Source organism: Ruegeria sp. O4, assembly GCF_056535125.1.
In genome coordinates, this window is record NZ_JBQERO010000013.1 from 84488 (window position 1) to 105923 (window position 21436).

General features: G+C 55.9%; 18 protein-coding genes. 11 read left to right on the forward strand and 7 right to left on the reverse strand.

Translation table 11 applies throughout. The features are described 5' to 3' along the window. The first annotated feature begins 125 nt into the window (after positions 1–125). Complete coding sequence (locus ACR0J7_RS14780; RefSeq protein ID WP_480774230.1) at positions 126–2306, forward strand: Tex family protein; 2181 nt, start codon at positions 126–128, stop codon at positions 2304–2306. 280 nt (positions 2307–2586) lie between these two features. Further along, positions 2587–3783, forward strand: a complete 1197-nt coding sequence (locus ACR0J7_RS14785) for an acetate/propionate family kinase (protein ID WP_480914749.1) — start codon at positions 2587–2589, stop codon at positions 3781–3783. Here ACR0J7_RS14785 and ACR0J7_RS14790 read toward each other — a convergent pair. The 5 genes from ACR0J7_RS14790 to ACR0J7_RS14810 all read right to left on the reverse strand — a co-directional run bounded on the left by ACR0J7_RS14790 (position 3780) and on the right by ACR0J7_RS14810 (position 8763). Then, positions 3780–4547, reverse strand: coding sequence for a citryl-CoA lyase (locus ACR0J7_RS14790; protein WP_480484342.1), 768 nt, complete (start codon positions 4545–4547; stop codon positions 3780–3782). The two genes, ACR0J7_RS14785 and ACR0J7_RS14790, sit on opposite strands and share 4 nt — an antisense overlap. Further along, on the reverse strand, positions 4544–5728 hold the full coding sequence (locus tag ACR0J7_RS14795; protein ID WP_480914750.1) for a CaiB/BaiF CoA transferase family protein: 1185 nt from the start codon (positions 5726–5728) through the stop codon (positions 4544–4546). The genes ACR0J7_RS14790 and ACR0J7_RS14795 overlap by 4 nt, the downstream gene beginning before the upstream one ends. Then, positions 5721–7232, reverse strand: coding sequence for a tripartite tricarboxylate transporter permease (locus ACR0J7_RS14800; RefSeq protein ID WP_480494103.1), 1512 nt, complete (start codon positions 7230–7232; stop codon positions 5721–5723). Before ACR0J7_RS14800 ends, ACR0J7_RS14795 begins: the two co-directional genes overlap by 8 nt. A gap of 1 nt (position 7233) precedes the next feature. Next, entirely contained in the window at positions 7234–7716 is a 483-nt protein-coding gene (locus ACR0J7_RS14805) for a tripartite tricarboxylate transporter TctB family protein (RefSeq protein ID WP_480616811.1), read from the reverse strand. A gap of 66 nt (positions 7717–7782) precedes the next feature. Next, complete coding sequence (locus ACR0J7_RS14810) at positions 7783–8763, reverse strand: tripartite tricarboxylate transporter substrate binding protein (protein ID WP_480914752.1); 981 nt, start codon at positions 8761–8763, stop codon at positions 7783–7785. Positions 8764–8871: 108 nt separating this feature from the next. Here ACR0J7_RS14810 and ACR0J7_RS14815 point away from each other — a divergent pair, with 108 nt between their 5' ends. From ACR0J7_RS14815 to ACR0J7_RS14825, 3 genes are read left to right on the forward strand one after another with little or no spacing between them, the layout of a single operon-like run. After that, positions 8872–9540 carry a response regulator transcription factor gene (locus tag ACR0J7_RS14815; RefSeq protein ID WP_267366073.1) on the forward strand — a complete coding sequence of 223 codons (669 nt, stop codon included), beginning with the start codon at positions 8872–8874 and terminating at the stop codon, positions 9538–9540. Next, positions 9530–10897 carry a sensor histidine kinase gene (locus tag ACR0J7_RS14820; protein WP_480616825.1) on the forward strand — a complete coding sequence of 456 codons (1368 nt, stop codon included), beginning with the start codon at positions 9530–9532 and terminating at the stop codon, positions 10895–10897. The genes ACR0J7_RS14815 and ACR0J7_RS14820 overlap by 11 nt, the downstream gene beginning before the upstream one ends. Then, complete coding sequence (locus tag ACR0J7_RS14825; RefSeq protein ID WP_480484346.1) at positions 10876–11883, forward strand: ABC transporter substrate-binding protein; 1008 nt, start codon at positions 10876–10878, stop codon at positions 11881–11883. The genes ACR0J7_RS14820 and ACR0J7_RS14825 overlap by 22 nt, the downstream gene beginning before the upstream one ends. Positions 11884–11891: 8 nt before the next feature. On the opposite strand, the gene ACR0J7_RS14830 is transcribed toward ACR0J7_RS14825, so the two are convergent. Both ACR0J7_RS14830 and ACR0J7_RS14835 read right to left on the reverse strand, forming a co-directional pair. Then, positions 11892–13208 (reverse strand): HlyD family type I secretion periplasmic adaptor subunit, encoded by a 1317-nt coding sequence (locus ACR0J7_RS14830; protein ID WP_480514596.1) that lies wholly within the window; start codon positions 13206–13208, stop codon positions 11892–11894. After that, on the reverse strand, positions 13208–14947 hold the full coding sequence (locus ACR0J7_RS14835; protein WP_480484348.1) for a type I secretion system permease/ATPase: 1740 nt from the start codon (positions 14945–14947) through the stop codon (positions 13208–13210). Before ACR0J7_RS14835 ends, ACR0J7_RS14830 begins: the two co-directional genes overlap by 1 nt. A 389-nt stretch (positions 14948–15336) precedes the next feature. Here ACR0J7_RS14835 and ACR0J7_RS14840 point away from each other — a divergent pair, with 389 nt between their 5' ends. From ACR0J7_RS14840 to ACR0J7_RS14865, 6 genes are read left to right on the forward strand one after another with little or no spacing between them, the layout of a single operon-like run. Next, the gene (locus ACR0J7_RS14840; RefSeq protein WP_480900589.1) at positions 15337–16113 is read left to right on the forward strand and encodes a FadR/GntR family transcriptional regulator; all 777 of its coding nucleotides are present in this window, start codon (positions 15337–15339) and stop codon (positions 16111–16113) included. After that, positions 16106–17257: an aminotransferase class I/II-fold pyridoxal phosphate-dependent enzyme gene (locus ACR0J7_RS14845; RefSeq protein ID WP_480914755.1), complete on the forward strand. Its 1152-nt coding sequence runs from the start codon at positions 16106–16108 to the stop codon at positions 17255–17257. Before ACR0J7_RS14840 ends, ACR0J7_RS14845 begins: the two co-directional genes overlap by 8 nt. 35 nt (positions 17258–17292) lie before the next feature. Further along, positions 17293–18552, forward strand: coding sequence for an ABC transporter substrate-binding protein (locus ACR0J7_RS14850; protein ID WP_209599091.1), 1260 nt, complete (start codon positions 17293–17295; stop codon positions 18550–18552). After that, a complete protein-coding gene (locus tag ACR0J7_RS14855; RefSeq protein WP_480898649.1) occupies positions 18534–19484 on the forward strand; it encodes a carbohydrate ABC transporter permease in 951 nt (316 codons plus the stop codon). The genes ACR0J7_RS14850 and ACR0J7_RS14855 overlap by 19 nt, the downstream gene beginning before the upstream one ends. Before the next feature lie 10 nt (positions 19485–19494). Next, a complete protein-coding gene (locus ACR0J7_RS14860) occupies positions 19495–20337 on the forward strand; it encodes a carbohydrate ABC transporter permease (protein ID WP_480477286.1) in 843 nt (280 codons plus the stop codon). 11 nt (positions 20338–20348) lie between these two features. Beyond that, positions 20349–21416 (forward strand): ABC transporter ATP-binding protein, encoded by a 1068-nt coding sequence (locus ACR0J7_RS14865; protein WP_480774240.1) that lies wholly within the window; start codon positions 20349–20351, stop codon positions 21414–21416. The last annotated feature ends 20 nt before the right edge of the window (positions 21417–21436 follow it).

Sequence of the window (21436 nt, forward strand, 5' to 3'; positions counted from 1 at the left end):
GCCTGGCGTGCTGACTTGATGAACAGCCAAACTGAAACGGCCTGACTGCGGAGTGAACCAAGGGTCTTCCCCTTGCCGAAACGGCTGGTTAAGAAGTTCTTCCACCGTCGCTTCAGGAGGCACCATTGGACCGTATCGCCCGCACTATCGCCACCGAGATTAAGGCACGTTCCGAGCAGGTCGGTGCCGCGATCAAGCTATTGGACGAAGGTGCAACCGTGCCTTTTGTCGCCCGATACCGGAAAGAAGCAACCGGAGGATTGGACGACACCCAATTGCGCCTGCTGTCTGAGCGGCTGACTTATCTGCGCGAGCTTGAAGCGCGGCGTGAAACCATCCTGAACTCGATCAAGGATCAGGGCAAACTGACCGACGATCTGAGTAAATCCATTGCGCGCGCGGAAACCAAAGCGCAGTTGGAAGACATTTATCTGCCGTATAAGCCAAAACGGCGCACCAAGGCGATGATTGCACGCGAAAATGGGCTTGAACCTTTGGTTGACGCTATTCTGGCGGACCGCAACTGCGACCCTGAAATATTAGCCGCGGCGTACCTCACCGAGGCGGTAACAACGACCCGGGATGCTTTGAACGGTGCGCGGGATATTTTGACCGAGCGGTTGACAGAAAACGCCGCTCTGCTGGGCGAATTGCGCAGTTTCATGCAGCACGAGGCTCTGCTCAGCGCAAAGGTCATAGAAGGCAAGGAAAAGGACGGTACCAAGTTCAGTGACTACTTTGACCATTCCGAATTGTGGGCGGACGTGCCGTCACATCGGGCATTGGCGATGCTGCGGGCATCCAAAGAGGGCATCGTCACGCTGGATATCGCGCCTGAACCGGAGTTTGGTGCCGCGCGGGCCGAGACGATTGTCGCCGCCCATCTACAGACACGTGGCACTGGGCTAGCAGACGTGTGGTTGCGCAAAGTCGCGGGCTGGACTTGGCGGGTGAAACTTTCGCTCTCAATGATGGTCGAACTGATGGCTGATCTGCGCAGCCGGGCGCAGGACGAAGCCATTCAGGTCTTCTCGCGAAACCTCAAGGATCTGCTGTTTGCCGCACCGGCAGGTGCCAAGGCGACCTTGGGCCTGGATCCGGGCATTCGTACGGGCGTAAAGGCTGCTGTTGTTGATGCAACCGGCAAGGTTGTCGCCACCGACACCTTGTACCCGTTTCAGCCGAAGAATGATCTGCGAGGTGCACAGGCCAGTATCCTCAATCTGATATCAGCTCATCGGATCGAACTGATCGCAATCGGGAACGGGACGGCCAGCCGTGAAACCGAAAGATTGGTTGCAGACACTCTTGCACTTCTACCCAAGACGGTGAAAGCACCAACAAAAGTTGTGGTGTCAGAAGCTGGCGCTTCGGTCTATTCCGCATCTGAACTGGCTGCGCGCGAATTTCCGGATCTGGATGTCTCGCTACGTGGAGCGGTCTCGATTGCGCGCCGATTGCAGGACCCTTTGGCCGAGCTGGTTAAAATCGAACCGAAATCCATCGGTGTTGGCCAGTATCAGCATGATGTGGATCAGCATCGCCTGTCACAGTCGCTGGATTCCGCGATCGAGGATGTGGTGAATGCTGTCGGGGTTGATCTGAACACCGCATCTGCCCCTTTGCTGTCACGCGTGTCTGGTCTGGGTCCGGCGCAGGCCGAAGCGATTGTCACCCACCGTGATCTGAATGGGCCCTTCCTATCGCGGAAGGATTTGCTGTCCGTCGCCCGCCTTGGACCACGTGCGTTCGAACAATGCGCCGGTTTCCTGCGCATCAGGGACGGTTCCGAGCCTTTAGATGCGTCTTCAGTGCACCCTGAAGCCTATGACATTGCGCGCCGGGTCGTTGCCGCCTGCGGTCGCGACATCCGAAACATCATGGGCCATGATGGCGCGTTAAAGGGGTTGCGGGCGGAACAATTTGTAACTCAGGATTTCGGCCTGCCGACGGTTAGGGACATCTTTGCCGAACTGGAAAAGCCCGGTCGCGACCCCCGCCCCAGTTTTGTCACCGCATCTTTCACCGATGGCATCGAAGAAATCACCGATCTGAAACCCGGAATGGTTTTGGAAGGCACAGTCACCAACGTCGCCGCCTTCGGCGCTTTTGTGGATATCGGCGTGCATCAGGATGGGCTGGTTCATGTCAGCCAGCTGGCGGACCGGTTTGTCAAAGATCCGCATGACGTGGTTAAAACCGGGCAGGTGGTTAAAGTACGTGTTGTCGATGTTGATGTCGCGAGAAAACGCATTGGGTTGACCATGCGAAAACAAGGGGGTGGAGGAAACCGTCGCGGAGGATGAAGTGAACTTTGCTTCGGAACCCGTGTTTGACAGCGTCAGCTTAGTGCCTTGCACGTGTTCCAATCCATGATTACGACTAGGTTGGCAGGAATGAAGGTGATGTTGGCACCCCGGAAAAAAATGGGCTGAACGATCTTTTCTTCCATGGAGATTTGCAAAGACCGGGGTTTGTAGCGGTTGGCTGGCTCGTAGTCTTGGGTAATGTCTTAAACTCAACCTTGTACCAGAGCGGATCAGTAAACCTTAGGAACTTCACCTTTTCGCAAACCAGAGGATATGCATGACACATGTCGTGACCCTGAATGCCGGATCGTCTTCGATGAAGTTCGGCCTGTTCGAACTGACAGAAGACGATCCAGTCATGGTGTGCGCCGGTGTGGTCGAACGGATCGGTGAGCCTGAGCCAATCGTCAAGGCGCGGTCATCTGGTGGTGGAGTTCTGGCGAATGGCACGGCAGGCGATATTCACGACCACGCTGCTGCCCTGGACTGGGTACTGAACCTGTTGTCACGGGCCTTCCCCAGTTGCGAGGTCACCGCGGTTGGGCATCGTATTGTTCACGGCGGACCCGAGATCGATACGCCTTTGCCGTTGACTGCCGCTGCTTTGGAGGAGTTGGACAAGCTTTCTCCATATGCACCTCTGCACCAGCCGCACAACCTGGCTGGCGTCAAGGCAGCTATGGAACGCTTTCCAAATGCCGCCCAGATTGCCTGTTTCGACACGGCCTTTCATCGCAACCACCCCTGGGAGAACGACGTATTCGCCCTGCCGCGCGAGTATTACGACAAAGGCGTCCGGCGCTATGGTTTTCACGGGCTTAGTTATGAGTACATTTCGGACCATTTGGCCAAAACCGCACCGCTTTTGCACGCGGGGCGGGTCGTGGTTGCGCACCTGGGCAACGGTGCGTCGATGTGTGCCATGATTGGGGGGCGATCCGTCGGTTCTACCATGGGGTTTTCGTCGTTGGACGGTCTGCCGATGGGATCCCGTTGCGGTCAGCTTGATCCCGGTGTTTTGTTGTATCTAATGGATCAGGAAGGGTTGAGCGCCTCAGAGATTTCCGACCTTCTGTTTCGCAAATCAGGGTTGCTGGGTCTTTCGGGACTTTCAAGCGACATGCGCACCCTTGAAAAAGCAGATACCCGCGAAAGTCGACAGGCCATCAGCTATTTCACGTTCCGCATCCGCCGCGAACTTGGGGCAATGGCCGCAATATTGGGCGGTATTGATGCCTTGATCTTCACAGGTGGTATCGGAGAAAACTCGCGTCTTGTACGTGATAGGGTATGTTCTGGAATGGGGTGGCTGGGGATTGAACTGGATCCCGATGCCAACGCGGACAATGATCGGATCATCTCGACAGACCTGTCCCGAGTGGTCGCCATGGTTATCCCGACAAATGAAGAGCTGGTTATTGCCCGTGCGGCCGCCGATCTGTTGGCAAATCGGTCCCATCGGAAAAGCGCTTAACCCGGCTGATACGTCCAGCGATACGAGGGTGGGGTAGGCCCTTTGTTGCGACCACCTTGCTGCATCTGCTCCCAGGCATGTGCCAGAATACCTACTGATCGGGACAGGCAGAAAAGGCCGCGCGCCAATGGTGGCGCAAACCCAAGCTCGGCATAAATAACTGCGGTTGCGCCATCGATGTTCATCGGGACGGGTTTACCCTTACGCCGCGCAAGTTCTGCCTCGATTTGCTGCGCAATTCGCATGAATTGCCCATCGCAAGCACGGGTTTTCACCGCTTCGGCGACCAAATCCATCAGGCGCGGCGCGCGGGGGTCTGTGGGCGTGTGAAACCTGTGTCCAAAACCCGGAAGTATCTTTCCGTGGCTTTCGATCCACGCATCGATTGCCTGCGCCAAAGTGCCAGGGTAATGGCCCATAAAGTGGTAGAGTTCCACGGCCTGCTCGCCAGCCCCTCCATGAATGTCGCCCAACATGTTCACAGCGCTCGCCATCGCGTTGTTGAGAGGCAGGCCACAGGTAACCGCCATGCGCGCGGTTGCAATCGACGGTGCCTGAGGACCGTGGTCGACTGCCGCGACCAGCGCGGCTTCGAACAATTGGGCCTGCGCTTTTGATGGGCGGTCGCCGCGTACCATGAACCAGATCATCTCCGCAAAACCAAGGCGTCCGATCAGGTTTTGAATCGGCTCCCCGCGCAGGTCTATCCGGCCAGGTTCCATATCGATGATGGATGTTGCCCACCAATCTGACACATCGCTCATATGATCCCCTCTCTGCTCAGCGCGTCGACTTCCGCGTCGGTCAATCCGATTTCGGACCACACCGCCTTGTTGTCGGCCCCAAGTTTTGGTGGCGCGATTTGCGGCATTCGCCGGGCGCCATTCATTACGACGGGACTGCCTGCAAGTTGCATTTGTTCGCCGTGAACCAACAAAGAGCCAATCAGACCGCGATCGGAAAGTTGCGGGTCTGCAAGGGCCTCGGGCACGGTCAGAACTTGTCCTGTCGGTACCCCCAATGCGTTTAATTCACTCACCCACTCGGCCGCGGCCTTCGTCTTTAGGGTGCGTTCCAGTTCTGTACGTAAGGCGTGGCGGTTTGTTTTGCGATCTTCACGCGTTGCGTAGTCGGGGTTGTTCAGCAGGTCATCCCGCCCGAGACAGCGGGCAAGTGCCTGCCATTGCTCGTCCCGATTGGCCGCGATGTTGATCGGGTTGTCCCGCGTGGCAAATGTACCTGAGGGGGCCGAGGTTGTGTTCTCATTCCCATGCGCTCCGGGCGTTACGCCACCCACCAGATAATTTGAAACAACCCAACCCATCGTCGAAATCACGGCTTCGGACATCGCAACATCCAGATAGGTGCCGCGTGGGTTGGCGTTCAATGCCGCCGCGACTGCAAAGGCGGCCGTCATCCCCCCGACCGTGTCCGCCAACGGATAGCCGACGCGATACGGTGCCGTGTCGGGGGCGCCGGTGATTGACATCACGCCGCTGATACCCTGCACAATCTGGTCATAAGCTGGATCGCCGCGCCGGGGGCCATCCTGCCCGAACCCGCTGATGGCGCAATAGATCAGGTTGGGATTAACGTTGCGCAGAACTTCATAACCAAGACCAAGACGATCCATTACTCCGGGCCGGAAGTTTTCCACCAGAACTTCAGCTGACTGGACAAGGCGTTTCAGCAGCGCCTTGCCCTTTTCCGATTTCATGTCCAGCGTGACAGACTTTTTTCCGGCGTTCTGCGCCAGAAAACTGATCCCCATCCCCGCCTTGTTTCTGGCGGGATCTGCACCCAGAACGCGAGCAAGGTCGCCACCATCGGGGCGTTCGACCTTGATCACGTCGGCACCCATCAATGCCAGTTGGTAGCAGCAATACGGACCCGCGAGGACATTGGTCAGATCGAGAACCCGTATTCCCGCCAGCGGGTCAGTCACCTTCGGCAACCCCTTCCGCCCGGGCCTGTGCACGGCGCGCGCGGTAGCTGGGTAGGAGCACCAGAAGCGCCGCAATAACCAGCAGACCCAGCGTCATCGGGCGTTCCCAGATAAAGGCGATACCATCGTACAACTGCATGGACCGTGAGAAGTTGTCTTCCATCATACCGCCGAGGATGAAACCGATCAGCAGTGGTGCCAGTGGGTAATCAGCAAATTTCAACGCCGTTGCGCATACCCCAAAACCCACCAGTATCAGCAGTTCGGTTGCATTGTTCTGTCCGATATAGGCCCCCATCAGAGTAAAGAACAAAATAAAGGGGATCAGATAGTTACGCGGCACCGAGAGAACTTTGGCAATATAGGGGATCAGCGGCAGATTCAGGATCAGAAGTACCAGATTGCCAATGAACATGGACATGATGACCGCCCAAAAGATCTGCGGTTCGTCCAGCATAAGGCGTGGGCCCGGCGTCACGTTCAGGGCAATCAATGCGCCAAGCAGGATCGCCGTCGTTCCAGATCCGGGAATGCCAAGCGTCAGCAGCGGCACGAACGAGCCTGTACAGGCGGCGTTGTTTGCTGTTTCAGGCGCGGCCAGCCCTTTGATCGACCCTTTGCCGAATTCGTCCTGCTCGGCCTTTGGGGCGATGTTACGCTCAACCGCATAGCCCAGAAAACTGGCAATCGTTGCGCCTGCACCGGGCAGAACGCCGATGAAAAACCCTTGGATAGACTGGCGACCAATCACCGGAGCAATGGCTTTGGCTTCCTCCCTGCTTATGCGCAGGTCCTTGATTTCACCTTCTTCGCCCTTAAGGTCCTTGGGTTTGAGAACAAGAAACAGCGCCTCGGGTAACGCGAACATGGCCATTGCAAGTGTGATAAAGCCAAAGCCCGACTGCAAATCCATGATGCCCATGGTGAAACGAGGCATATTGAACAGTACGCCTTCGCCAACAGTGGCCATGATCAATCCAAGGATTGTCATTATGATAGCCTTGGCAACCTGACCTGTTCCCGCAAAGGCGGCAATGGCCGACAAGCCGACAACCATCAGCGCGAAATACTCGGCTGAATGGAAAAGCAACGCGACAGAAGACAGGGCAGGGGCGAAGATCATCAAAAGCAACGCGCCGAACGTGCCACCTGCAAAGCTCGCGATTGCGGCAATGGTCAGGGCTTTGCCCGCTTTGCCCTGACGTGCCATCGGGTAGCCGTCAAAGCTGGAGGCGACGGTACCCGCGACCCCCGGCGCATTCAGCAGAATAGAAGAGGTCGAACCACCAAAAATGGCGCCATAATACACACCGGCCAGCAAGATCAGCGCGGCGGACGGATCGCCCATGGAAATTGCCACCGGGATCATGATGGCGATGATCGACATCGGGCCCAGACCCGGCAGCATTCCGATGAATGTGCCAATCAGACAGCCCGCGACGACCATCAGCAGATTTTGCAGTGAGAATGCCGTTTGCAGGCCTATCAGAAGTCCTTCAAGCATGTCAGCCTCCGAAAATGCCGGGCAAAGGGCGCATGTAAATGCCAAGGACTTCCTGAACCAGATACCAGACCGTACCAGTGGCGACCAGGGCGACGGGCAGCATGATATGCCATTTTCGTTCACCCAGGATAAAAGACCCAAAGATCAGGAAGGCCGAAGTTGAGATCAGGAACCCGACGGGACGCAGGCACAACGCGTAGACAACCATCAGAACCAGCAGCATGATCGCCTGACCAAGATGGTAATCGCCCAACCGCCGGTAATCGATTTCAGGTTCGCTGGGTTCAGCTTTTTCGAAACCCAGCAGAATGATCGTGGCCGTGATTATCCCCAGAATAGACAGCACTTTGGGGAAAGTGCTTGGCCATATGGGGTTTCTTTGCATGAAAGGGGGAAGACTACTGTCCATCGTGAACCAAGCGGCGTAGCCATATGTTAAACAAACACCCAGAAGAATGAGCGCGATCCAGCGATCCAGCGCCATGAGACCCCCTCCTTTTTTTCGTCGTCAGGGATGGCAGAGCGGGTTACCGCTCTGCCCAAATTGTATTCAGAGGAAGCCCAGCTTCTTCATCAGATCACCGATCTGTTGTTCCTGCTGCTCAAGAAATGACCGGAAATCATCGCCCGAGTTGTGGATGTTCACCCAACCGTTGCGTGCACGAACCTCTTCCCATTCCGGGGTGTCGTACATCTTGGCAATCGCGGCCTGGTATGCTGCAAGCTTGTCCTCGGGCAGACCCGGGGCCGCAAAGAAGCCACGCCAGTTCACAAAGGTGGTGTCGATGCCCTGTTCTTTCATGGTCATCGCGTCTGGGGCGGCCTCTACGCGATCTGCCGATGTGACGCCGATGATTTTGACTTCACCTGCATTGGCCAGATCGACGGCTTCCGAAAAACCGGTGGACAGCGCTGCAATCTCGCCGGACAGAAGGGCAGCCATGGCTTTGCCACCCGCATCATACGGAATGTATTTCACGCCAAGCGCATCCTTCCCAGCCGCTTCCATCACCATGGCTGCAACCAGGTGGTCCATGCCACCGGGGACCGAGCCGCCGCCGATGGCCGTGTTGCCCGGGTCGGCGTCGAAGGCAGCCAGCAGATCACTCATAGAGTCGATGGGGCTGTCTTTACCGACGACAATGGCTGCGTAATCACCGATCGTACCCGACACCAGCGTCAGGTCGCGGAAGTTATGAGGAAACACCCCAGTCAACGAACGGATCACAATTGGCGTGGAGTTCACCATCAGTGTCCCGTGGTTGCTGTCGGCGTTTTCAATCAGATAGCCGATGGCCTTGCCGCCACCACCGCCTGACATGTTTTCATAAGATGCGGTGCCCACAAGGCCGGCGTTCGTCAGCGCTTCGCCGGTGCCGCGAGCGGTACCGTCCCAACCACCACCGGCACCGCCGGGGATCAGAAAGTGGATGCTGTCCACTACCTGGTCTTCAGCCAGAACAGGTCCTGCAAGACCGACTGCAGCAACAGCTGCGATCAGGGCGCGACGGCCCAGTGCGAAAGTTGTCATGATGTCCTCCCATTTGACAACGGGCCGCATGGCGGCTCAGATTGGGAAGAACAAAAACACACCAACCTGACATCAACCTGTCACGCGCGAGAATAGTATAAAAGCCCGATGAAATTTCTGCTTGTCGAAGACAATCTAGACCTCGCAAACGCAATCAGTTCCCGCATGAGGTTAGACGGGCATGTGGTTGATAACGCGTCTACATTAGGTGATGCAACTGCCTTCGTTGAAACTCAGGAATACGATCTGATCCTGCTGGATATCATGCTGCCGGATGGGGACGGTCGCGATTTCCTCAAGCGGCATCGCGCGAGCCATTTGGACACGCCGGTGATCGTTTTGACGGCCCGCAGTCAGGTTTCGGATCGAATCGGCTCGCTTGATCTTGGTGCTGACGATTATGTCACCAAACCGTTTGATCATGCCGAGCTGGAAGCGCGCTGCCGCGCAGTTCTGCGTCGCAAATCCGGGAATACGAAGACAACGATAGAAGTCGGCGGCATCGTATTCGATCCCCTGGCTGGCCATCTGACCGTGGGTGACGAGACCGTGTCGCTGCGCAATCGTGAACTGCGCCTGTTGGAATTGTTCATCAGCGCACCTGGTCAGGTTTTTTCGAAGCAAAAACTAACGGACCGGCTGTTTTCTTATGATGATGATGTCTCTGATAACGCGATCGAAGTTTATGTGGGCCGTTTGCGCAAGCATCTGGAACCCTCGGACCTGAAGATCACCACGCTTCGTGGGTTGGGATACAGACTTGACCATGCCTCCTGATCCCAATGTGTCAGGATCGCTGCGGAACAGGCTGGTTCTGACACTGATCGGCGGCGCGGCCATACTTGCGTTCCTGCTGTTTGTCGCAGTCCGAAACTATGCTGCGCAGGTCGCGCAACAGGGGCAAGACAACATACTTGGTGCATCAGTGGCCTCAATCCTCGATGCGGCCGCTTTGCGGGAAGGGGAGTTGGAGGTTGATATCCCATATGCCGCCTTCGCGATGCTAAGCACCCCTGCGGACGACCGGATCTTCTATTCTATTTTTCAGGACGGCACGTTTCTTTCCGGCTACGAAGATCTTCCCCCGTCCATCGGGCAGCGCGAAGGAAGGTCACTTTTTCAGTTCAGCAAGATCCGGGGTGAAACCATTCGTCAGGTCAGCGCCAGCCGGACTTTGGTGGGATTGGACAAACAAACCGAACTGGTGGTCGCGCTGGGGCAGACACAAGACGCGTTGGCCGAAACTCTGGACCAGATTTCGCGCAATGCAGCGATTCTGGGCGTAGGGTTCTTTGCCCTTGCTGCCGCTCTTTCCTTCTGGGCGACGTCCTCGACCATCGGGCAGTTGAATAGATTGACAACCTCTGTCACCCGCCGTGGGCCGCAGGATCTTAGCCCGTTCAAAAAGCCGGTACCCCGCGAAATGGCCCCGTTGGTTGCTTCACTGAACTCATTGATGGGTCGGCTTGATCAGTCACTCAGCCAGTCAGAAGACTTTATTGCCGAGGCGGCCCACCGTGTTCGCACCCCTCTTGCTACGGTCAGGTCCTATGCTGACGCCACTTTGCAAAGGGTTGAAAAAGAAGAAAACCGCGAGGCGCTGCGCTCGATGGTGCGCGCCATTGACGAAAGCTCTCGTGCAGCCGGACAGCTGTTGGATCATGCGATGATCACGTTCCGGGCTGACCACCTTGAGCGGGAAGACATTGACCTGAACGCTTTGGTCAGTGACCTTGTGCAGCGCCTGACACCAATTGCCGAGATGAAGGACTTGTCGTTGTCGCTTTGTGGCGACCCACAGGTCATGTATTCAGGTGACCCCATCCTCATTCAAAACGCCGTGCGCAACATGATTGACAACGCACTTAAATATGCTCCGGCCGACAGTTCTGTTCGCATCGAAGTCACGTCGGAGCCATGGGCTCAAATCCGGGTAAAAGACCGTGGCCCGGGGTTTCCCTTAAACGAAATTGACACTCTCACGCGTCGGTTTGAACGGGGTAAGAACGCAAGTGGTACCATTGGGTCCGGTTTGGGCCTGACCATCGCGCAGGACGTTGCAACAGCGCATGGTGGAGCGCTTGCCTTGTCCAACAGACAGGGAGGCGGCGCATGCGTTACATTATCGCTTTAGTCTTCCTTTGGTTTCCCGCTGTCACACAGGCGCAAGTCTGGGAGGATCGGCAAGTATTCAACGCCGAAGCAGACGAGGCACATATTCGGGTCATCTCAAGCACCGATACGTTTTTGTTTGAGCCTATGATTTCCAGCTTTATCAAGGAAAACCCTGACATTTCTGTCGAGTATTTGGTGACGGGTACTGCCGACATCGATCGGATCGTGCGCACCGCACCGGAAGATTTCGATATTGTCATTTCCAGCGCCATGGACCTGCAACTGAAACTGGCCAATGACGGTTATGGACGCGTGATTGATGACATATCGCTGCCATCCTGGGCGCAGTGGCATCGCAGTCTTTTCGCCTTCACGTTCGAGCCCGCGACCATCGTGATCAACCGTGCCGCCTTTTCCGGCGCGCCTGTCCCAGAGACTCGACAGCAACTGATTGAAGCTCTTCGAATGCGACCGGACAGCTTTCGGGGCCGGGTGGGAACTTATGACATCCGTCAGTCCGGTCTAGGGTATCTGTTTGCGACGCAGGATGCCCGTGCGTCAGAAACGTTCTGGCGCCTGATGGAAGTCATGGGCGGGTTGGATGTGCGTCTGTACTGCTGTTCCGGCGACATGATTGATGATCTTGTTAAAGGTGAGATCGCCGTAGCCTATAATGTACTTGGCAGCTATGCGGATGCGCGCGCCGGGCACAAGGATACGCTTGAGGTTATCCTGCCGTCGGATTTTCAGACGACCATGATGCGCACGGTGATGGTTCTTGAAGGTACACCCGTACCCGAATTTGCCGCGTCTTTTGTTCGTCACCTTGTATCAAAGCAATCCACGCAATCAGGTGGCGGCCACACCCTCCCGCCTTTGGCACCTTTTGACACGGACGAAGAACGTGAAACGATTGGGCTGGATCCAGCGCTGATGACGTTTTTGGACAGATTAAAACGCCGCCGATTTCTGGCCGAATGGGAAAGCGCAGTTATCCAGAGATAGCCCTGCCGTCATTCCCTAAATGCACGATTGAAGTAATCGGCCATCGGCTTGACCAGATAGGACAACGGGGTGCGTTCATCGGTTTTGATCAGTGTCTCAACAGGCATACCCGGCAAAAGCTCCTGACCGTTGAGACGGTCCAGCTCGCCATCATTCATAACCACTTCGGCGCGATAGAATGTAAAGCCGGACTTTTCATCCGTGAATGTATCGGCTGACACGTTTTTGACCTGCCCGTCCAATTCAGGCGTTTCACGCTGATTGAAGGCCGGAAACCGCAGGGCGACAGGTTGACCCACATGCAGCTGATCCACATGGATCGCGTCAACGCGCGCGGCGACAAGCAATGGCGTATCCTGTGGAACAACATACATCATGGGTTCACCCGGCTGAACGACAGACTGAAGGGCAAAGACCTGACTTCCATATACTGTTCCGCTGACCGGTGCGCGGATGTCCAATCGTGTCAGCCGCTCGGACAGGGACAGTCGGCGTTCCGATAGTTCAGCAACTTGCGCCTGTACGTCCCGCAACGTGGTAATTGCCTCTTCCCGGCGGGTTGCAGACAGTTCAACGATCTGGATCTCGGTTGATGCGATCTGCCCTTTGAGGCGGGCGACAGCAGCTTCCAGTCGGCCTATTTCACCTGTCAGGCTGGCTTCTTCCCGTTGCAGGGCCAGTACACGACTGGTTTGCGTCAATCCTCGTTTCAACAGGCTTTGCTGGTCTTCCAGCTCATCCTCGATCAATTCAACCTGACGGCGCAGCGAAACGAGTTGGGCCTGCGTGCCTTCAATCTCGCTCTCGATCTGAACCAGCTGCTTGTTCAGCTGTTCTTGCTGTTTGGATAGGGTTTCCACCCGGGCGTCGAACAGGTTTTGCTGACCTTCGATCAGGTCCAGATCAATGCTGTATTCCGTCTGAACCTCGTGCAACTGCGCCGCCAACTCTTGCGACGAAAGCCCGTCGCGTTCGGCCTGAAGCCGGACACGCCGTGTCAGAAGCTCAAAAAGCTGCGCTTCCACAATCGTCTGTTCGGACGATAGGAAAGTATCATCCAGCCGCAACAGCATCTCGCCCGAGGCGACCACATCACCATCGCGTACAAATATTTCGCCAACAACGCCGCCATCGGGGTGTTCTACCACCTGACGGTTGCTTTGTACCTCGATCACGCCTGAGGATACGATCGCACCTGCGAGGCGCGTCTTCACTGCCCAAAGACCCAATCCGCCAACCAAAATGGCAAGTGCGGCGAATCCCACCAGGGCGGGAATTCTCATACTCCAGGCCTGCGCCTGCTTCTTGGTCGTCTTTTTTGCCATTATTCACCTACGGGGCTAAGCTTGCGCTTAATCGCGCCCGCGTTCTGCACCATTGCGCTGAGAACCTCGTCACGACTGCCGAACCTGACCACTTGTCCTTTTTCGACAACGGCCAGATCGTCACATTCCGAAATGGCCTGCGGGCGGTGTGTCATGATGATGGCGGCTTTGCCTGCCGCCTTGAGCCCCCTCACGGCCGCGTTCAAGGCTTCGGTGCCATCCGCGTCCAGTGCCGAGTTTGGTTCGTCGAGAATAAGCAGAACAGGGTCGCCATAGAGGGCGCGGGCCAGAGCGATGCGCTGTTTCTGCCCGCCTGACAACTGACTGTCATTGCCTTCAAGGAAGGTACCATAACCTTTCTCCAAAGACAGGATCAGGTCGTGCGCATTGGCTTTCTTGGCTGCGGCCACCACCGCTTCGGAATCCGGGTTTTCTGACATCCGGGCGATGTTCTCGGCCACGGTCCCGTTAAACAGGGTAACCTGCTGCGGCAAATATCCGATATGGCTGCCCAGATCGTTGGAGTCATATTGATCCAGAGTGGCACCACCCAGTCGAATTTCACCGGCTGCCGGATTCCAAAGCCCCAGCAACGCCTTGGCCAGTGTCGTCTTTCCCGATCCGCTTTTGCCGATGACACCCAGCGCCTTGCCCGGTTGCAACTTCAGATTCACGTTCCGCAACGTTGGCGTTGTTGCCCCGGGGGGAATGACAGTCAGCGATTTGGCTTCCAACTGTGCCTTCGGGATGGGCAAGCGAATCCGCTGCTCTTCGGGCGGGGTCTGATCCAAAAACCGGCTTAGGGAAGTCCAGGCCGTTCGCGCACGTTCGATCATGCCCCATTGGCCGACCGCTTGTTCGACCGGGGCGAGGGCTCGACCCAAAAGGATTGAACCCGCGATCATCGCGCCCGGTGTCATTTCGTTTTGCAAAACCAGCCACGCGCCCAAGGCAAGCATTGCAGATTGAAGAAACAGTCGTAACGACTTGGTCAAAGACGTAAAACTGCCTGTCCAGTCGCTGGCCGAAATGGTTTGGCGCAAGGCATTCGAACGCTGGTCCAACCACCGCTTTGTCACGTCCGCCTGCATACCCTGTGAGCGCACAACCTCTGCCGCTTGTCTCGCATGTTCCGCAAAGGCGTTTGCCCGCGCTGCTGCAGTTTGTGCTTCAGCGACTTTTCTGCTGGTCAGAGCCTGATTGAGCAGTGCAATCACGACAAGCAGAACACCGCTTGCCACGGCCAGCCAGCCCAGCAAGGGATGAAACAGGAAAATCGCACCCAGAAAAACAGGCGTCCATGGAATATCCATCACCGCCAGCAGAACGGGGGATGAGCACAGGTTTCGAATGGATTCCAAATCACGCAAGGCCGTTGCCGGGGCAGATCGTATTTGCGGCAAAAGTGAACGCCGCAGCGTTGCTTCGAAGACGCGCTCATCCAACTGTGACTGGAACCGTGCGCCGAACCGGGCCACGATGCGTCCGCGGGCAAAATCCAGCATCGCCATCAGCGCATAAAGCAACGCCACCAACAAAAACAGCGCTGTCAGTGTTTCCACTGCACGCGAGCCCAATACCCGGTCATACACCTGCAACATGAACAATGGGCCAGTCAGCATAAGCAGGTTCACAAAAATGCTGAACAAGAACGCCAAAGCAAGGAACGCGATCCCCTGATTGCGCACATTGCGCAGTTCATGCCGGGGGGCCGCAGATACGCGGTGTTCAGGTTTCAATGTTTTAAATCCATATTATCCGGAGATGCGCCCCCGCATTTAAAAAGTTAGATCAGCCTTGCCAAGTTTGCACATCTTTTTTTGGGCAAGAAACCGCGGGTCCCTAGCGTAAAGAAGCACTATTCAGCCGTAGCTGACAAAAATCTAACGGCAATTACAGGCGCCGCTGGGCGGGCGTTTCAGGATTACGGCAAATCGGGCGGAATACAGCAAATAGACGGACGCGCGAAGACCGCAGCCCGCCAACAAGCCGCAGGCGATTATGGTTGCATTGATCCCGCCGCGAAATGACCGAGACCGGATTTTTCGACTTCAACTGTAAGGATGACAAGCGTTTTTTAATGTCGGACATTATTGTTTATTTTGTCCTACATTAAATGTAAAAGTGAATGAAATACGAATCGGAGAAGCCGCGCGTGGTCAAAAGAACGCCCCCAAAAGAAAAAGCTGAGAGTGTCGGCAACACCTTGAAGGTGCTACCGGCTGGCAGCAGCGGCCGGGACGTTCTGGAGGCTCTCTCTGGAATGATCGAACTGGAAGGATTGAAGGTAGGCGATCGCCTGCCGCCAGAGATCGAAATTGCAAATCAGCTTGGGATCGGAAGGGCGAAGGTTCGGGAGGCTCTGACAAGCTGGCAGAACATGGGCATCGTTGTGCGGAACAAGAAAGCCGGGACGCGATTGGCGGCCGAGGTATCTGCCAACACGATCCACCTTCCATTCACGCTGAAGCTCGAAGCCGAAAGCCTTTTGCGGACGCACGCCGTGCGTCGGCCACTGGAAATTGAGGCAGCAAGGTTGGCAGCACTGAATTGCTCAGACGCGCAGCGGCTTTTGATTTCGGCCCGCGTTGCAGAACTCATAGCTGTTCATTCTGCCGGTGAGGACTGGCGTCAGGCAGACTACCGGTTTCACGCTTCACTGCACGAAGCGTGCGGAAACCCATTGTTCGGGCAGCTAATCCGGCAGATTCAAGAAGCCTTTAACGAAGTATACGAAGCACCATTCGGCCAACCGCACTTGGGTCAGGCCACAATTCCAATGCACACGCAACTTGCCGAAGCAGTCGTCGCTGGCAGAGCAGAAGAAGCCGCAAGGATTGTCGGCGAGATCATGGACATGGTCGAAGCAGAAGTCCTAGAAATCATGGAAAGCCAGAATGTCTGACTACGAAGACCTTTCGACGCGTCTTGCAGCAACCTTCCCGGACGCGGCAGGTTCGGTCACGCCACCTATTGTTCAAACCTCACTATTCACTTTCGACAATTATCAGAGTTTTGAAGACCGGATGGCGGGAAAATCAGAAACAGCCATCTACACGCGCGTGGAAAACCCGACCGTCGCCGCGTTTGAAACGCTCATGGCTGAAGCCGAACAAGGTCAGACAGCCGTTGCATTTGCATCCGGGATGGCCGCAATTTCTTCGACGCTGCTGGCATTTGTCAAACCCGGTGACCGGATTGCCTGCGTCAAACATGTCTATCCGGACACATTCCGGTTTATGGAGCGCATCCTGCGCCCGTTCGGGGTGCATATCGACTATCACGCGCCGGAGCGTTTCGAAAACGACCCCGAACTGCTTGCCGATGTAACGCTGGCCTATCTGGAGAGTCCCGGTTCCGTCGTTTTTGAGGCGATGGATCTGCGCCGTGTCGCAGAGCATGCCAGACGCCACAATGTGCTGACGATGATCGATAATTCATGGGCAAGCCCGGTGTTCCAACGCCCCCTCACACTGGGCATCGATATCGTCATCCACTCAGCCTCGAAATACATCTCGGGGCACTCGGACACGGTTGCGGGCGTGGTGGTTGCCTCCCGAAACCATATCGCCCGCATCCGTGATCTGACACTTCCTTTGCTTGGTGCTAAACTGGCACCTTTTGAAGCGTTCCTGTTGACGCGCGGCCTGCGTACTTTGCATGCGCGCATGATGCAGCATCAGGCGACTGCCAACATCTTCGTCGATCGCCTGGCCACTGTTCCGCAGGTGAGGCGAGTCAACTCACCCGGGGCCAACGACGTTCCCGGGTTGACGGGGCGGTCCGGACTTATGTCGGTTGAGTTTGATGACAGTGTCGACATCGCAAAACTTTCTGATGCTTTGAACCTATTCCGCCTCGGCGTGAGCTGGGGCGGCTTCGAAAGTCTGATCCTGCCTGCACGCGTTGGGCTTGCTCAGGCTGGCGAACAGAACTCAATGCAGAAATTTGGGGTCTCACCCAATCTGGTGCGCCTGAGTTTGGGGCTCGAGTCGGCAGAAGACTTGTGGGCCGATTTTGCTTCGGCTCTCGCCGAAAGCACGGCTTAGAACTGTTCGCTCAATAAAATCAACAGGAGGAAAACATGAAAAAACTACTATCAGGAATGACGGCTGCGGCCGTGTTCATGGGTTCGGCATCTTATGCCGAGACCACACTGAAACTGGTCGAGGTTATTACGAGCCCCGAGCGTACAGAGGTGCTTCAGGGGCTGGTTGATGAATTTGAAGCCAATAATCCCGACGTCACTGTCGAGATTGTATCGCTGCCGTGGGGCAACGCGTTCGAAAAGCTGGCGACAATGGTGGCAGGTGGCGACATCCCGGATGTGGTTGAAATGCCTGATACCTGGCAGGCTCTTTATGCCGGGTCCGATCAGCTGGTCAGTCTCAAGGACCATGTCGCTGGATGGGAACACGGGGCAACGCTGACAGACAAGACCGTTGCCATGGGCAGCCAGGCGGGTGATCTCTATATGATCCCGTACGGCTTCTACCTGCGGGCGATGTTCTACAACAAAAAACTGCTGGCCGAAGCCGGTATCGACACCCCTCCGACTACGATGGAAGAGTTCAAGGCTGCCTCTGCCGCGGTGTCCGAGCTTGACGGCAAGTACGGATACTGTCTGCGCGGTGGTCCCGGTGGAACAAATGGCTGGATCATGTTCGCCGCAGCCATGAACGGCACCAACGAGTTTTTCACAAAAGACGGTGTCAGCCGCATCAACGAGCCCGGCTCGGTCGAAGGCATCCAGTTCATGATCGACATGTATCAGAACGGATATGCGCCCAAGGACGCCGTCAGTTGGGGCTTTAACGAGATTGTGGCTGGTTTTTATTCCGGCACCTGTGCGTTCCTCGATCAGGACCCGGATGCACTGATCGCTATTGCCGAGCGGATGCCTGCCGAAGATTTCGCGGTCATTCCGATGCCTGTTGGACCTTCGGGCAAAGCTTTCCCGACCATTGGGTTCGCAGGCTGGTCGATCTTCAATGCAACTGAACATGAAGACGAAGCCTTTGATCTGGTTGCGGCCCTGTCGACGCCCAAAGCCAACGCCACGTGGGCAAAGCGTGTTGGCGTCATTCCGATCCACAAAGGCGCCGATCAGGATCCTCATTTCCAGACCGAGCAATTCAAAGGCTGGTTCGAAGAACTGAACGGTGAGCAATATGTGCCGACAACAATGCCAACCAACCTGGAGCAGTGGGGCTATTTTGGCAGCACACTTCTGCTGGAAACCAGTCAGGAAGCCCTGTTGGGACAGCGCAGTGCGCAGGACGTCGCGGATGAGTGGGCAGAGTTCCTCACCGACGAGCATGCCAAGTGGAAGGCAAAACAGTGATTTCGCGCATTCAGAAAACTGTCAGGCCCGGGGAAACCCGGGCACGACGCTCGCTCTACCTGCAATACATGGTCGAGCCTTTTTTCTATTTGTCGCCCGCAATTCTTTTGATCGGTGCGGTGATCATGGTTCCGCTAATCATCGGAATCTCATATTCGTTCCAATCCATTGAGCTGTTAAAGCCTTTTGCGTCTGGTTGGATCGGGTTTGAAAACTACGTTGACCTGTGGCGAGACCGCAAGTTCTGGATCGCGATGGAGAACACGCTGTTCTGGACCTTTTGGTCGATAACGTTCCAGTTTCTGCTTGGCCTTGGCCTTGCCATGCTTTTGAACACGCAGTTCTTTGGAAAGAAACTTTTTCAGGCGCTTGTTTTCCTACCCTGGGCTGTCCCGACCTTCCTTTCCGCGCTGACTTGGGCGTGGCTTTTCAACCCTGTCATCGGCCCGCTGCCGCATTGGCTGGCCGCGCTTGGCATTCTGTCAGAGCCCTACAATATCCTTGGCGACCCCAAGCTTGCCATTTGGGGTCCGATCACAGCAAATATCTGGTTTGGCGTGCCGTTCTTTGCGATCACGCTGCTGGCGGCTTTGCAATCAATACCCGATGAGCTTTATGAGGCCGCAGAAGTCGATGGCGCGACCCCCTGGCAGACCTTCACCAAGATCACGTTGCCGTTTCTTGCTCCGATGATCGCGATCACCGTGATGCTGAGGACGATCTGGATCGCCAATTTCGCCGACCTGATCTATGTGATGACCGGCGGCGGGCCTGCCAATTCGACGCAAATCCTGTCGACCTACATATTCACCACCGCTTTTCGCAAATTGGACTTCGGCTACGCGTCAACCATTGCTGTGGCGCTGTTGCTGATCCTTCTGATTTACGCCGTTATCCTGCTCTGGCTTCGCAAGAAGCTGGTCAAGATTTGAGGAGTTGACCATGTCAGCTGTCAGGAAACCCAACCCCCTGCTGGTTGTGGGTAAATACGCGGCACTTGCGTTCTATCTGATCTTTGCGTTGTTCCCGCTTTATTGGTTGCTCAAGATCGGGTTGACGCCGGACGCACTGATCTTTTCAGAGGGCACCCGCCTGTTTCCAAGCGAGGTGACCTTTTCAAACTTCAAAACGGTTATCTTTCAGACCGATTTTGTGGCCTATTTCCGGAACTCTCTTGTGGTGTCGCTGGGCGCGGCGTTCTTTACGACCTTGTTCGCGGCTGGGGCGGGTTATGCCTTTTCCCGCTTCGTTTTTGCAGGCAAACGCATCATCATCGCCTTGATGCTGGTCACCCAGATGTTCCCGCTGCTGATGATCATCGCACCCATCTACAAGATCATCGCGGACCTGGGGCTGCTGAATTCGCTGACAAGCCTTATCGTGGTCTACACTGCGTTCAACATCCCCTTTGCAACATTCCTGATGCAGTCATTTTTTGATGGCATACCCAAAGATCTGGAAGATGCGGCGATGATGGATGGCTGTACACGGTTTCAGGCGCTGCGCAAAGTGGTGTTCCCGCTGACATTGCCCGGGTTAGGGGCGACGCTTGGGTTTGTCTTTACTGCCGCGTGGTCCGAGCTCTTGTTTGCGTTGATGCTGATCTCGAAGAACGACGCGATGACATTCCCGGTTGGCTTGTTGACATTTGTTTCCAAATTCTCGGTCGATTGGGGGCAAATGATGGCGGCTGGCGTGCTGGCTCTGATCCCAAGTTGCCTCTTTTTCATCTTCATTCAACGCTATCTCGTGCAGGGCCTCACGTCCGGCGCGGTCAAAGGATAGGAGGCCAGATCATGGCACGTATCGAACTTCGTGATGTTGCAAAACGCTATGGCTCCGTCGAGGTCCTGCGCAACATCAATCTTGAAATTCAGGATGGTGAGTTCATCGTTCTGGTCGGCCCGTCAGGCTGCGGCAAATCCACTTTGCTGCGCATGGTTGCTGGTCTTGAACCGATATCAAGCGGCGACTTTCTGATCGATGGCGAGCGTATGAACGATGTGAGGCCAAGGGACCGGGACATCGCGATGGTGTTCCAATCCTACGCTCTCTATCCGCATATGGATGTCGCTCGGAACATGGGTTTCTCGATGGAAATCCGCAAAGCTCCGGTGGCTGAACGCATATCAAAGGTCGCCCAGGCGGCAGAGACGCTGGGATTGACCAAATTGACGGATCGCTTGCCCAAGGCCCTTTCAGGTGGTCAACGTCAGCGGGTTGCTATGGGGCGGGCCATCATCCGAGACCCGCGCGCATTTCTGTTTGACGAGCCATTGTCAAACCTTGACGCCGCTTTGCGTGTCGAGATGCGGCTGGAGATTGCGCGGCTGCATCAAAAGCTCAGCGCGACCATGATCTACGTGACCCATGATCAGGTCGAAGCGTTGACGCTGGCAGATCGGATCGTTGTTCTGAACGCAGGCGACATCCAGCAAGTCGGCAGCCCGCTTGAGCTTTATGAAAGACCGGCCAACAAGTTTGTTGCGCAGTTTATCGGCTCACCCACCATGAATGTTGTGCCTGTATTGGGAACTGAAACTGGTGTGAATGTCGGGAATGGAGTTGAAATAAAAATCCTCGATCAACCCCTTACCGCTCAGGCCAAAGAACTGGGTGTAAGGCCGGAACACATCGATGTCGTGGACAACGGTGCCGGTGATCTGTCGGCCGTTGCGGATGTTGTTGAACATCTGGGGTCGGACACGAACATCTACGTCAATGCCGAGGGGATCGGCCCCATGATGGTGCGCAAGCATGGCAATATCCCCGTGAAATCCGGGGATCGCCTCGGTTTGCGCATTCAAGCACAGAATGCACATCTGTTTGCCTCGGATGGTACAGCGTTGCGACGGGCTTGCTGAGATGATGGGCAATTTGGAAG

Coding starts and splice junctions, on each gene's coding strand:
- ACR0J7_RS14815 (WP_267366073.1), top strand. CDS start 8,872: ATGAAATTTCTGCTTGTCGAAGACAATCTAGACCTCGCAAACGCAATC.
- ACR0J7_RS14850 (WP_209599091.1), top strand. CDS start 17,293: ATGAAAAAACTACTATCAGGAATGACGGCTGCGGCCGTGTTCATGGGT.
- ACR0J7_RS14860 (WP_480477286.1), top strand. CDS start 19,495: ATGTCAGCTGTCAGGAAACCCAACCCCCTGCTGGTTGTGGGTAAATAC.
- ACR0J7_RS14785 (WP_480914749.1), top strand. CDS start 2,587: ATGACACATGTCGTGACCCTGAATGCCGGATCGTCTTCGATGAAGTTC.
- ACR0J7_RS14825 (WP_480484346.1), top strand. CDS start 10,876: ATGCGTTACATTATCGCTTTAGTCTTCCTTTGGTTTCCCGCTGTCACA.
- ACR0J7_RS14820 (WP_480616825.1), top strand. CDS start 9,530: ATGCCTCCTGATCCCAATGTGTCAGGATCGCTGCGGAACAGGCTGGTT.
- ACR0J7_RS14790 (WP_480484342.1), bottom strand. CDS start 4,547: ATGAGCGATGTGTCAGATTGGTGGGCAACATCCATCATCGATATGGAA.
- ACR0J7_RS14865 (WP_480774240.1), top strand. CDS start 20,349: ATGGCACGTATCGAACTTCGTGATGTTGCAAAACGCTATGGCTCCGTC.
- ACR0J7_RS14830 (WP_480514596.1), bottom strand. CDS start 13,208: ATGGCAAAAAAGACGACCAAGAAGCAGGCGCAGGCCTGGAGTATGAGA.
- ACR0J7_RS14805 (WP_480616811.1), bottom strand. CDS start 7,716: ATGGCGCTGGATCGCTGGATCGCGCTCATTCTTCTGGGTGTTTGTTTA.
- ACR0J7_RS14845 (WP_480914755.1), top strand. CDS start 16,106: ATGTCTGACTACGAAGACCTTTCGACGCGTCTTGCAGCAACCTTCCCG.
- ACR0J7_RS14810 (WP_480914752.1), bottom strand. CDS start 8,763: ATGACAACTTTCGCACTGGGCCGTCGCGCCCTGATCGCAGCTGTTGCT.
- ACR0J7_RS14840 (WP_480900589.1), top strand. CDS start 15,337: ATGAAATACGAATCGGAGAAGCCGCGCGTGGTCAAAAGAACGCCCCCA.
- ACR0J7_RS14800 (WP_480494103.1), bottom strand. CDS start 7,232: ATGCTTGAAGGACTTCTGATAGGCCTGCAAACGGCATTCTCACTGCAA.